Annotated in this window: 8 protein-coding genes; 5 read left to right on the top strand and 3 right to left on the bottom strand. The window is 42.0% G+C overall.

Translation table 11 applies throughout. The annotated features are described in order from the left end of the window. Positions 1 to 4 precede the first annotated feature (4 nt). Positions 5 to 1585, bottom strand: coding sequence for a sodium:solute symporter (locus tag SJY38_RS01105; RefSeq protein ID WP_377109135.1), 1581 nt, complete (start codon positions 1583 to 1585; stop codon positions 5 to 7). A 185-nt stretch (positions 1586 to 1770) separates the two neighbouring features. Further along, complete coding sequence (locus tag SJY38_RS01100) at positions 1771 to 4212, bottom strand: TonB-dependent receptor (RefSeq protein ID WP_377109133.1); 2442 nt, start codon at positions 4210 to 4212, stop codon at positions 1771 to 1773. A 194-nt stretch (positions 4213 to 4406) separates the two neighbouring features. Here SJY38_RS01100 and SJY38_RS01095 point away from each other — a divergent pair, with 194 nt between their 5' ends. The 4 genes from SJY38_RS01095 (at position 4407) to SJY38_RS01080 (ending at position 9409) form a co-directional block, all read left to right on the top strand. Beyond that, positions 4407 to 5708 carry a trehalase family glycosidase gene (locus tag SJY38_RS01095; RefSeq protein ID WP_096740191.1) on the top strand — a complete coding sequence of 434 codons (1302 nt, stop codon included), beginning with the start codon at positions 4407 to 4409 and terminating at the stop codon, positions 5706 to 5708. 16 nt (positions 5709 to 5724) lie between these two features. Continuing rightward, on the top strand, positions 5725 to 6702 hold the full coding sequence (locus tag SJY38_RS01090; protein ID WP_377109132.1) for a carbohydrate kinase: 978 nt from the start codon (positions 5725 to 5727) through the stop codon (positions 6700 to 6702). Further along, a complete protein-coding gene (locus SJY38_RS01085) occupies positions 6699 to 7898 on the top strand; it encodes an AGE family epimerase/isomerase (RefSeq protein ID WP_377109131.1) in 1200 nt (399 codons plus the stop codon). The genes SJY38_RS01090 and SJY38_RS01085 overlap by 4 nt, the downstream gene beginning before the upstream one ends. 236 nt (positions 7899 to 8134) lie before the next feature. Next, the gene (locus tag SJY38_RS01080; protein WP_377109129.1) at positions 8135 to 9409 is read left to right on the top strand and encodes a purine-cytosine permease family protein; all 1275 of its coding nucleotides are present in this window, start codon (positions 8135 to 8137) and stop codon (positions 9407 to 9409) included. A gap of 55 nt (positions 9410 to 9464) precedes the next feature. On the opposite strand, the gene SJY38_RS01075 is transcribed toward SJY38_RS01080, so the two are convergent. Further along, on the bottom strand, positions 9465 to 9983 hold the full coding sequence (locus tag SJY38_RS01075; protein WP_024031376.1) for an Lrp/AsnC family transcriptional regulator: 519 nt from the start codon (positions 9981 to 9983) through the stop codon (positions 9465 to 9467). 196 nt (positions 9984 to 10179) lie between these two features. Between SJY38_RS01075 and SJY38_RS01070 the strand changes: the two genes are divergently transcribed. Next, positions 10180 to 12324: a TonB-dependent receptor gene (locus SJY38_RS01070; RefSeq protein WP_377109127.1), complete on the top strand. Its 2145-nt coding sequence runs from the start codon at positions 10180 to 10182 to the stop codon at positions 12322 to 12324. The last annotated feature ends 70 nt before the right edge of the window (positions 12325 to 12394 follow it).

The following is a 12394-nucleotide window of genomic DNA, read 5'->3' as shown; positions in this document are numbered from 1 at the left end:
ACGCTCACGAAAAAATTGATGGAATAGCAAGGCAAATTAATACCATCACAACAAACATGCTAAGCAGTATAACGATATCTTTACCGGTTAAAATTGAGTTTGAGATAGTCTCAGCGTTTTGCGCTTTAGCAACCTCGTTTACTTCGCGTGGAATCGCAATGCTTGTCGTAAGGGTAATCACGGCAGTGGCCACAAAGCCAATAAAGTTCCACCAAAACCAAAATACGTCTGGCGCAAATACCGACACCAACAAGTTAATTAACACACCACTAATTAAGCCTATGTTTGCATGCAGCGCAGCACTGCGCTTACTAACTACGGCAATTAAAAATACCGCCAGTATTGGGCCATAAAATAACGAGCCTACTTTGTTAATGGCTTCAATAATAGTAGGTGCTATATCCCCAGCATAAAGCGATAAAATTAACGTAATTGCACCCCAAATAAGCCCTAAGTATTTAGCCAATTTTAAGTAGGTTGGTTGGTCTAGCTCTTTATTTGAAATACGGCTGTAGTCTTCAATACTTACCGCCGAAAGCGAGTTAATAGCAGAGCTAAGTGATGACATAGCCGCAGATAAAATAGCCACCACTAATAAACCAATTAAGCCATGTGGTAAGTAATCTAAAATAAAGATTGGCATCATCCAATCTGGGTTATCGGCTGGAATTTTGGCTAAAAACTCAGGGTTACTCATAGCCAGTGTGCCTACAATTAAGCCCGACACACAATATAAAATAGTAATAGGAAAACGCACTACGCCGTTGGCTAAAATCATGTAGCGTAAGTTTTTAGGATCTTTTGCACTAAGTGCACGTTGCGCTTGTGTTTGGTCACATCCATAGTAAGAGGCGTAAAGCACCACACCACCAAAAATCATAGGTAAAAAACCAAAGCCATCGCCACTAAATCCAAACGAATCAAATTTTATGGCTTCTAATCGGCTCGAATCAACATTAGCAATAAAGGTATCAACCCCACCTAAGTGATAAAGTCCAAAGCCAATACAAGCAATAGTACCTAGTACAATGATGATCATTTGAATTGCATCACCATACACCACGGCTTTCATACCGCCTTGCAGTGAATATAACACCGTGATCACGCCGGTAAGCACAATGGCTTGCCATGCTTCTATGCCCATGGTGCCTTGGAGAATAAGCGATACCGCATAAATCATAATGCCGGTGGCAAATGCGCGGCTAAACTGAAACACCACACTAATAAGCACACGGGTAGAACGACCAAAACGCATTTCTAAGTAATCATAAATACTTACAATGCCGCTTTTATAAAGCTTAGGTAAAATAGTCGCTAAAATTAAAATCATCGCCAGCGGCACACCTAACTCATACGAGAGCCATTGCATACCACCGCCTTCACGCAAACCAACAAATGCAGGAGCCGAAATAAAGCTAATAGCCGAAAGCTGAGTGGCCATTACCGACAAAGCTAAAGGTTTCCACCCTAAGCTTTTGCCTCCTAAAAAGTAATCACTTTTATTGGTTTGTTCGCGTAGCATAAACCCCATTACCAATAAGGCACCAAGGTAAAGAGCAACTATTGAAAAATCTAATATATTCATAATTATTTCGCGTATTCACATTAAGAAAACACAGCGCCTTCTCAAAAATAAAAAACTAAACAGCTATATGCTTACTTCTAAAACAGTCCCTAAAAACAAGCCTATCGCTAACTTAGCTGAAAAATGCATCACAATGCAAAAAGCCTATTAACCCCAAAACAGGTTAATAGGCGTAAAGCATTTATTTAAAAGTCGTATTTGACTCTAAATGTAACGCGTCGTGGGAGAATTGGACGGCCTACAAAGTAAGGATTGTCTGACGTTTGGCTATTACCTAAACGCGGCGAGCCTTCGGTAACACCATCAGAGTCAAACAAATTAAATACCCCTACGCTTAAACGTACGGTTTGCTCTGGGGCGATTTGCCAGTTATAACCCGCATCAAATCTAAACAAGTGGAATGAATCAAGCTCTACAGAGTTTGCATCGTTAGCAAAGTTTTTACCTGTAAAGTTATGATACAAAGCAGCATCCCAATTATCTGTGGTGTAGCTTATAGAAGAGTTAAATAATACTTTTGGTTTACGACGTAACTCGTTACCAATAATAGAAGGGTCTGAGTCAAACTCAGTAAATTCGTGGTCAGTGTAGGTCATGTTGGCATCAACCGCCCACTCGTCGGTAATATCGTAGCGACCCGTAAGCTCCACACCCGTTGCTTTGGTTGATTGCATAACAGGCAGCTCTAATACCCCACCGTTGCCATCGTTAACAAAGTCTACGCTGCGTCTGTCTTTTAAGTCGGTTCTAAATAACGCGATGCTACCGCTAAAGTCGTTATCAAAAAACTTAATACCAAGCTCGCCTTGTTCAACAATTTCGGCTTCGTAGCTGGCAGGCTCACCTAAATCATTAAACTGAATCCCTCTAATTTCTGGGAAGAAAAACCCGCGAGATGCATTCGCGTATACGTTTAAGTTATCGGTTAAGCGGTATAACGCTGCACCCGATACGGCAAATTCAGAGGTGTCTACTTCGCCGTAAGTCATTACACCACTGCCTGTGGTGTTTACCTGTAAATTAGGCGCAAGTGATGGATCATCAGAAATTTGTACAACTTGGCTGCCTTCACGGCTAATTTTGCCGTCAATTTCTTCATAACGAACACCAAAGTCGATAATCCAATCATCGCTTTCCATTTGGTCCGCTACATAAAGCGCACGGCGGGTAGCGCTAATTGTTTGGTTGGTGTAAGAAATACCTGGGCCACTAATACCATTTTGAGTGTACTGAACAACATCACCATCGGCATTGGTGTACGTTAAATCAACCAGTTCTGGGTTATTGTTAAATTCCCCCAAGTAGGTCGTAATAACGTTATCGTCATCGGCTTCACTGTGAGAGAAAAACGTACCTACGGTAATATCGTGGCTAAAATCGCCAACAAAAATACTTTTAACAATATTAAATTCGGCAGAGAAATCCTCTGCTGGGCGGTCTCTATCTAAAATACGGTTAGCAAATAATAAGTCATCGCTTGCCAGTGCCTGCCCCGATGCAGTGTAAGTAAACGCTGCATCGCTTACATCACCTAAGCCACGGTTAGCTAAAAACTCTTCTTGGCTCTCAGGTACATTAATAATACCGTCGCCATCTAAAAATAGATTAAATTCGTGTTGGTACTTTGCGTATTTACTGCGCATGTTAATAGCAAAATCGTTAGCGAGCTCTTTTTCAAACACCACTGAAATAGAGCCACCTTTAGTTACCACACCATCACTAATTGGCGATTCATAACGACCATTGGCAGTATCGTAAGAGAGGTTAGACACATTAGCAGTTTGTAATGACTCCACTTCGCGTCCATCGTTACCAGTTAAGCGTTCGCGGCTGTCGCCATCAAGCGGAATAGGCAGGTAAAACTGTGCTTGGTCATCAATGTATTGGCCATACACAGTAAATGAGCCAGAGCCGTCATCAAATTCTTTACGAATATTACCGCGCAGCTGAGTGCCTTTAGTCTCAAGCCCTGTATCTAACGGGCCTTCATCGTAACGGTAAAAGCCTGACAGCGCATAATAAAGGCCATCTTCGTTTAGCGGCCCGCTTGTAGCAAAATCTAAACGGGTACGGCCCTGATCAGAAAGCTCCATTTGCACAGTACTTTGCGGATCATCGCTGCCCGTTTTAGAAATATAGTTAATAATACCCGCTACAGAACCTTGACCAAATAAGTTAGACACACCGCCACGCACAAACTCTACACGCTCAATACCTAAGTCGTTTCGGTAGTACACATCAAACGCCGATGAGTTTAAGCCAAAAACACTCAAACTAGGTGAACCGTCGTACGACAGTGGCGTAAACTGAAACTGACCCGATGAAGGTAAGCCTCTTACTTGTAGGTTTGTTCCAACCTCACCACCGCCCCCTTCTACTTTAATACCAGGGATATAACGTAATACATCTGCTTGGCTACTTGATGAAAGCTTTATTAACTCATCTTCGCTAATAGAGGTTACTGACTGTGGGGTATCTGAAATAACGCGTCCTTTGCTGGTACCAGAGACGATAATACGTTCAACGTTATTTTCTTTTTTTGCTGTATCTGGCGCAGTCTCTTCTGCGGCAAACGCGCCTTGTGTGAGGCATAAAGATACAATAGAGGCGATCGTAGTTTTATTCACGGGTATTCTCCAATTGTGCTAGTTGTCTGTGTAATTACTCAGAGTGTGGCTAAGTAAGTGCGAAATAATCAAGTATACATGTTAGTTTTTTGTTACTTCGAACAGGATTTAAGCACAGAAAAAAAACATTTACAACCCATAATGAGTGCTTTAATATTATCCAAATCGAAAATAACACACAAAGAGCACCCAATATGACTACTACAATCAACGGTAAACTTGATGCAGCCACAGCGGCATCGCTTACAGAACTTGCTACTAAAACACTTATAGCAAACGATTTAGGTGGCTATACCGTCCCTACGCATGGCCTTTACCCGTTTCAGTGGAACTGGGATTCAGCGATTACAGCCCTAGGGTGGATGAAGTCTGACGAGAGCCGTGCGTGGCAAGAAATTGATGTGTTATTTTCAGGCCAGTGGGATGATGGCATGGTGCCACATATCTTATTTCATAAGGATTCAACTACCTACTTCCCTGGTCCAGATGTGTGGGGCTCTGATAAAAAAATTAAAAGTACGTCTATTTCGCAGCCACCCGTTGTGGCAACAGTAATGAAAGAAATGCTTGCCAGCGCACAAGATAAAACCCTTGCAGAGCAAAAAGTTAAAGCATTATTTTCTCAAGTTGTTGATTACCATTTATGGTGGTACAACGACCGCGATCCTGAAAACACAGGCTTAGTGGTCACTTATCATCCGTGGGAATCGGGTATGGATAACAGCCCATCGTGGGATGATGCCCTTGAAGCTGTACCTGGTGTTGATTGGGAATACACCCGCCGCGACACCAGCCATGTTGATTCGTCGCAGCGCCCGCATAAAAGCGAGTACGACCGCTTCTTATACCTAGTAGACTTTTTTAAACGTAACAATTTTGATAGCAAAGTAATTTACGAAACCTGCCCGTACAAAATGAACGACCTAGGTATTATTGCTATTTTGCACCGTGCGACAAAAGATTTACTCAAAATGGGTGAACAACTCGGTTTAAACGATGCACGTACCGATTATTTAGCACAGCGTCTAGAACTAACTCAAACAGCAATTAACACGTTATGGTGTGAGCAAAGCGAATACTTTTACTGTAAAAACGTGTTAACCAACAGCCTAGCTAAAGTTAAAACATCAGCGGCACTACTAACCGTTTATGCTGGTTTAACAACTGACGAGCAAACGCGTATTATTAATACCGCGACAGAAGATTTTATTGAGTCGAGTCAATTTAGTGTGGCATCTACCCACCCTAAAGAAGAAAAATACGAGCCACAACGTTACTGGCGCGGCCCTATTTGGTTACACATTAACTGGATGATAGCCATCGGCCTTAAAGAAGCAGGGTTTGTAACCACTGCTGATAAAATTCAGGACGACACGCGCGATTTAGTGCTTAAATCGGGTTACTACGAATATTTTAACCCAGAAACAGGCGCCGGCTGTGGCGGTAAAGATTTCTCATGGACAGCCGCTATTGCGCTGCATTGGCTACTTGATTAATAACTAAGGCAGCATTATGAAACACACAATATGTTTTGGTGAAGTATTGGTTGATTTACTCTCTGATAAATTAAGCCAAAACAACAGCGAGCACGAAGCGTTTACTAAGTTTGCAGGCGGTGCGCCTGCAAACGTAAGCGTAGCTATTGCAAAGCTAGGTGGTAACGCCTACTTTGCTGGCATGCTAAGCACCGACAGCTTTGGTGATTTTTTACATAACGCCTTAAAAGAGCAAGGCGTAAAAACCGACTTTATGCGCTTTACCGACCAAGCAAAAACCGCCCTTGCGTTTGTATCACTTGATAAGGACGGCGACCGTACGTTTGAGTTTTACCGTGATAACACCGCCGATCTGCACTTTACTAATAGTGACTTTAGCAGTGAATGGTTTGAGCAATGCGATATTTTTCATATTTGCTCAAACACCTTAACCGACGAGCGCATACGTAAAACCACCGCATATGGCGTTGAATTTGCCAAGCAAAATAACTCAATTGTCAGTTTTGATATTAACTTACGCCTCAACTTATGGCCTAGTAATGCTAACCCGCGTGAACACATTTTACCCCTGGTAAAACACTGCTCTATTATTAAAGCCTCTAAAGAAGAGCTTGAATACTTAGCGGGTGAGCAAACGGGTGAAGAATTTATAGCCGACACTCTCAATAATGGCTGTGAGTTATTTGTGGTTACCGATGCAGGCAACCCCATGCATTGGTATACCAAAAATGCCAAGCAAACGCTTCACCCTAAAAAGGTTACTATGGTTGATGCTACCGCCGCAGGAGATGCGTTTGTAGGTGGATTGTTGTATCAACTAGGCTTACAAAACCTCACACCTAGCTCTTTTAGTAAGCTTTGCGACAACCCCGAAACACTAACAACTATTTTTGAATTTGCTTCGTTATGTGGTGCTCATGCAGCATCTTACAAAGGGGCATTTACGTCTCTTCCTAACGAAAAATCGCTTAACGATTTTAGGAGCGCACTATGAGCCACACACCTGATAACTTTAAAAGCCGCGAATTTTTAACACAACATATTGCCGATACGCTGGCGTTTTACGAGCCAAACATAGACGACGAACACGGCGGTTTTTACCAAAACTTTTCGGATAATGGTGAGGTATTTGATAAGCAAACTCGCCACCTAGTAAGCTCTACTCGGTTTGTATTTAACTATGCACGTGCGTACCAAACCTTTAATGACGAAAAGTACCTAAACCGTGTTAAATCGGGTATTGAGTTTATTCGTAAGCACCACTTTGTTGAGCAAACAGGCGGTTACAATTGGTTATTGAGTGTTGAGCAAGGTAACGCCACTGTACTTGATGATACCAACCACTGCTATGGCTTTGCGTTCGTGATTTTAGCCTACAGTTGGGCATACCGTGTAGGTGTTACAGAGGCACGCGAATACCTAAACGATACATTTCAAACAATGGAAACGCATTTTTGGGATGCAAAAGCGGGTTTATATAAAGATCAGCACAACAATGACTTTACTAAGTGCGATCCGTATCGCGGGCAAAACGCCAATATGCATACGTGCGAAGCACTTATTGCCGCTTATGAAGCCACTCAAGATGAGCTATTTTTAAATCGCGCGCTCACACTGGCTGATAACATGGTTAATCGCCAAGCTAATTTAATGGGAGGGCTTATTTGGGAGCACTACGATATAAATTGGCAGGTTGATTTAGAGTATAACAAAGACGATCCTAAAAATTTGTTTCGCCCGTGGGGTTTTCAGCCAGGTCACCAAACTGAGTGGTCAAAACTATTAATGTTTTTAAATAAGCATAAGCCACAAACTTGGCTTGTAGAGCGCGCTAAAGCGTTATTTGATAATTCAATAGACGTTGCGTGGGATAAACAACATGGCGGTATTTGTTACGGCTTTGCGCCAGATAAAAGCATATGTGATGACGACAAGTACTTTTGGGTGCAAGCCGAAACACTGTGCTGTGCAGCCTACCTTTATGAAACCACAGGGGATGAAAAATTCCAGCAGTGGTATGACAAAATTTGGCAGTACTCGTGGCAGCACTTAGTTGATCATCAATACGGTGCGTGGTTTAGAATTTTAACCGTAGATAACAAAAAAATAGATACCATGAAAAGCCCAATTGGTAAAACGGATTACCATACTATGGGTGCCTGCTTTGACGTGTTGGCGTTATTAAAATAACCCAATAAGGTAAAACATTTAATTATGTTGTGTAGACCTTTAAACCGCCTTTTTGGCGGTTTTTTTTGCCTAAATAGTTACGCCTTTAACACCCTAAAAATAATCACCACAAAATATAATTTTGTGCGCCCCCTACTTTTTAAACCTCATATTTTGAATAAACACCTAATAATAAAAAATTTTGCACGCCAGCGGCGTATAGTAATATAAAAGATAATAAAAAAGAGAAACAGGCAATGCCAAACGGGAACGACCCCCACACTATTAATTGCAACGAACTTGTTGCCTGGCCGCGTATTGCAGCCATAGCCGCTATGCTCAGCTTTTCGCTGCCCACTTTTATCACCGGCCTAGAAATACATCAAAGTTCAAGTGTAAGTAATACACTGTGGGCGTTAGTTATTGGCTCACTTATATTAACCCTTATTGGTGGTGCTATGGGCACCATAGGTGTAAAAAGCCGCTTAAGCTCTTATTTATTGGTAAAAATAGCGTTTGGTAATGCTGGCGCGGGCATTGTTAATATTGCCTTTGCTTTATCATTAATTGGCTGGTTTGGCGTAAATATTGATTTGTTTTCTAATGCCGTGGTGCGCTTACTCAGTGCAGAAATTAATATTACTATGCCCGAATGGCCCATCGATATAATCGCAGGTTGCGCCATGCTCATAACCACACTGTATGGGTTTAAAGCCATTAATGTGCTGGCCTCTATCATGATCCCTATTTTGGCTGCGGTCACCGCTATGATGCTTTTTGGCGCGCTCGATAGTATGCCACTGGTTGATTTTATTAATTTAGAAAAATCAGCATCGCTTTCTCTTGAAGATGGTGTCGCAGCCATTGTTGGCGGCGTTATTATTGGCGCAATAATATTGCCCGACATAACCCGTTTTTCTAAACAAAAACGTGGCGGCGTGTACACCTCATTTATTGCGTATATGGTTATTGAGCTTTTGGTTATTTTTGTGGCTGTATTTGCCGCAGCCGCCATGCAAGAAACCGAAATATTAAGCTTAATGCTTGCGCTTAATTTAGGGTTTTCAGCGTTTTTTATTGTGATAGCAGGCAGCTGGATTTTAAATTCGTTAAACCTTTACAGTACCGCACTTAGCGTGGAGGCTACCTTCCCGCATTGGCATAAAAAGTGGGTTATTGTGTTATTAGGTTTGGTGGGAATTGGCGCCGCCTTTATAAATATTTTAGATATGTTTATAAGCTTTTTAGCGTTTTTGTCTGATATTTTTGTACCGGTAGCGGGCGTAATTATTGTTGATGCACTGTTTATTAAACCCCATGCTTATAACGCAGCGGCTTTGGCAAATAACGCTAACTTTTCACTTCCCGCATTTAGCGCATGGTTTGTAGGCGCGGCATATGCGGTGTGTAATGGCGCTTTATTTAACGTATCAATGAGTGGTATTACCGTGATTGACGCCATTATATTAACGGCCGTTATTTATACCCTGTTTGCAAAAGCCATTGCGCCCAAACCGGTTGTTCAGCAATAACTTTAAACAATAAAAAGGCGCATAAAGCGCCTTTTTATTACTCTAAATTAGGGGGCTACTCTTCATCGTCTACTTTCATTTCGTCTCGCCATTTAAGTTTTTCCAGCGGGTAGCCTAAAAAGAACTTAGCGCGCTCAAGCACTATGCGTGTAGTCAGCTTTTTTATTGCATACTGTGAGCTGCCGGTTAGCCTGTCGCACATTGCATTAAGCGCTTGAATATCGGCAAAGCAACAAAAAGAAATATAATCAATATCGCCACTTAATTGCATGCAATCCATTATTTCGGGAATGTTGTGTATGTCAGCTAAAAACTTACGCCGCGCTGCTAGGTTATTGTCCTCTAGGGTAAATTCCATATAGGCAAACACGTGCTCACAAATTTGCTCTAAATTTATATCAGCATGAAAGGTTCTAAAATATCCCGCCTCTTTTAATGCTTTTACTCGCTGAAAACATGCACTGGGCGACAAGTTAACTTGCTCGGCCAATTCAACGTTTGTTAAATCGGCAGTTAGGTGCAGAATTGCCAGTATTTTTTGATTGTACCTGTCTATTTTTATCGTTTTTTTCATAACCGGTTTCACATTTAATAATAATGAATTTTGTAAATTTAAGGTCAACAAATACATAAAATTACGCGCTTAAGCGTTATTTTCAGCAATTTGAGTGTGCTGTATTAAGGGTTTACAAAATATTATTTTGTCTGAAAAAGCGACAATGTTTATCACTAAGTAACATCACCATGATAGTCACATTAGGACATAGAACATGAGCAGATACAACAAAATACGCTTTCGTAAAACACTATTAGCATCGGCGGTTACCCTGTCGTGCATAAACTATGTGCATGCGCAAGAACAACAACAAACAGTAACTGACACTATAGAGAAAATTTCGGTGATATCGCGCGGGCGTGTTGAGTCGATACAAAACGTGCCCGACTCTGTTACCGCATTTAGCGCCGAGAGAATCGAAAAATCACGTATTACTAACTTTCGTGATGTTGCTAATTTAACTCCCAACTTATCGCAGCTCGATAATTTTAGGCCCGGCCTTGCCCGTATTACTATTCGTGGCTTAATTACACCGCAGGTGGGCGATCCGCCATTAGCGTTTGTAGTTGATGGTGTTACCGCCCCAGATTTAGAGTTTATAAACCAAGACCTAGTTGATATTGAACGTATTGAAGTTATGCGTGGTGCACAAGGCGCACTGTATGGCCGCGGCGCCATTGGTGGTGCGGTTATTGTGACAACTAAAAAACCTATTGAAGACTTTGAAGGTAAAATTAAAGGCTCAGTAGGTAATGGCAACACGTATAATTTGAATGCGGTTGTATCGGGTTCGCTTAACGATGAAAATACCGCTTATTTTAGAGCCGGTGGTTACATTAAAGATACCGACGGACTGATTAAAAATACCTACACAGGCGATTACGCCGACCCGCTAAAAGAGCAATCGGTTTTTTCACAGTTAGAGTTTGAGCTAAGCGAAGACACCTCAATAAATCTTAAAGGTAAATACACCTCAAGCGAAGCTGGGTTTGCTTACTACCAAGGGGTGAGCGATGACACCATTGAAGACTTTTCAATTAATACCTCACAAAATATTATTAACCAAGATGAGCGTGATGTGTATGAGCTAAGCGCCAAGCTAACCCAACATTACGATTTAGGTAAATTTGAGTTTGTAACCGCGTACAGCAATTCAGAAAACGAGCACTTTTACGATGGCGACTACTCTGCCGATGCCACCTTTATTGACGAAGATGGCTTTTTTAGAGCCCCATTTGGTACTGAAGGGTTATACGATATTGAGTCGTTAACGCTAGAGTCGCGCTTTATATCCCAGTCGGATCAGGCTTTTAGATGGTCGGTGTCGGCGTTTTATCAACAGCGCGACCGCGATACTGCGGTATTATTTTACGATGATTTTACCGATGCCGAAATTTTAACGCGTGCAGATTTTGCCAGCGACGAGCCCTACCTTTCAATTATCGATAACAACAGCAGCGATGCATGGGCTCTTGCTGGGCAGTTTAACTACGATATAAACGAGCAGTTAGAGCTTACCGGTGCGATGCGCTACGATCACGATACTCGCGAGTCGTTCGACCCAACTAATAAAGACGCCACTTACGCTAAAAAATCGTTTAGCCAATTACAGCCTAAAGTTACCTTAGCGTACCAAATGAATGACGACCTACTGCTTTACACCGGCTACTCGCGTGGTTTTAGAAGTGGGGGCTTTAACGAGCCAGCCGACGGTATTAGCCGCACCTTTGATAAAGAAATTTCTGACAGCTACGAAATGGGCTTTAAAACCGCTTTGTTTAATAACAAAGTTACCCTTAATGGCGCCGCGTTTATTATTGAGCAAGACGATGCGCAATTTACCCAATTTAATATAGATACCTTCACCCTTGAAAACCTCTCTATTGACGAAGTACAAACCAAAGGCTTAGAGCTAGAAGCCGCCTTTGCTGCCACCAGCAATTTAAGTATTAACCTCAGTGCAGGTATTGTTGATTCAGAAATTAAACGCTTTGCACTGCGCCCAGAACTGGCTGGCAGGCCACAATTTTGGGTGCCTGAGTATAACTACGGGCTGTCGGCAAATCATAACTTAGCACTAAACGGTGAGTGGTCATTGTTCTCGCGCGCTGAGCTATTAATCGAAGGCCCTAAAACATTCAGTATTGATATTCCTGATGTTGAGTCGTCGCGTTATACCTACCTAAATGCCGGTGTAGGGCTTAAATCAGAGCAGTGGAGCGTTCAAGTTTACGTAGACAACCTTACGGATGAGCGCGCTATTGAAGATATTTTTCTACTAGCCGATGGGGTTACAGACTTAGTGCGCCAACCTAATAAGCCTCGTAGTTACGGTATAGAGCTCAGTTACCAATTTTAATTTTTTCACCTTTACAGCAGGTATTTTTTTAATGCCTGCTGTTTTATACCAATCCGCTTAATTAAGTGAT

It is taken from the genome of Pseudoalteromonas sp. R86517 (assembly GCF_042466295.1).
Taxonomy (GTDB): Bacteria; Pseudomonadota; Gammaproteobacteria; order Enterobacterales; family Alteromonadaceae; genus Pseudoalteromonas; species Pseudoalteromonas atlantica.
This window is presented reverse-complemented; position numbering and strand designations above follow the sequence as displayed.

Coding starts and splice junctions, on each gene's coding strand:
- SJY38_RS01105 (WP_377109135.1), bottom strand. CDS start 1,585: ATGAATATATTAGATTTTTCAATAGTTGCTCTTTACCTTGGTGCCTTA.
- SJY38_RS01095 (WP_096740191.1), top strand. CDS start 4,407: ATGACTACTACAATCAACGGTAAACTTGATGCAGCCACAGCGGCATCG.
- SJY38_RS01090 (WP_377109132.1), top strand. CDS start 5,725: ATGAAACACACAATATGTTTTGGTGAAGTATTGGTTGATTTACTCTCT.
- SJY38_RS01085 (WP_377109131.1), top strand. CDS start 6,699: ATGAGCCACACACCTGATAACTTTAAAAGCCGCGAATTTTTAACACAA.
- SJY38_RS01080 (WP_377109129.1), top strand. CDS start 8,135: ATGCCAAACGGGAACGACCCCCACACTATTAATTGCAACGAACTTGTT.
- SJY38_RS01075 (WP_024031376.1), bottom strand. CDS start 9,983: ATGAAAAAAACGATAAAAATAGACAGGTACAATCAAAAAATACTGGCA.
- SJY38_RS01070 (WP_377109127.1), top strand. CDS start 10,180: ATGAGCAGATACAACAAAATACGCTTTCGTAAAACACTATTAGCATCG.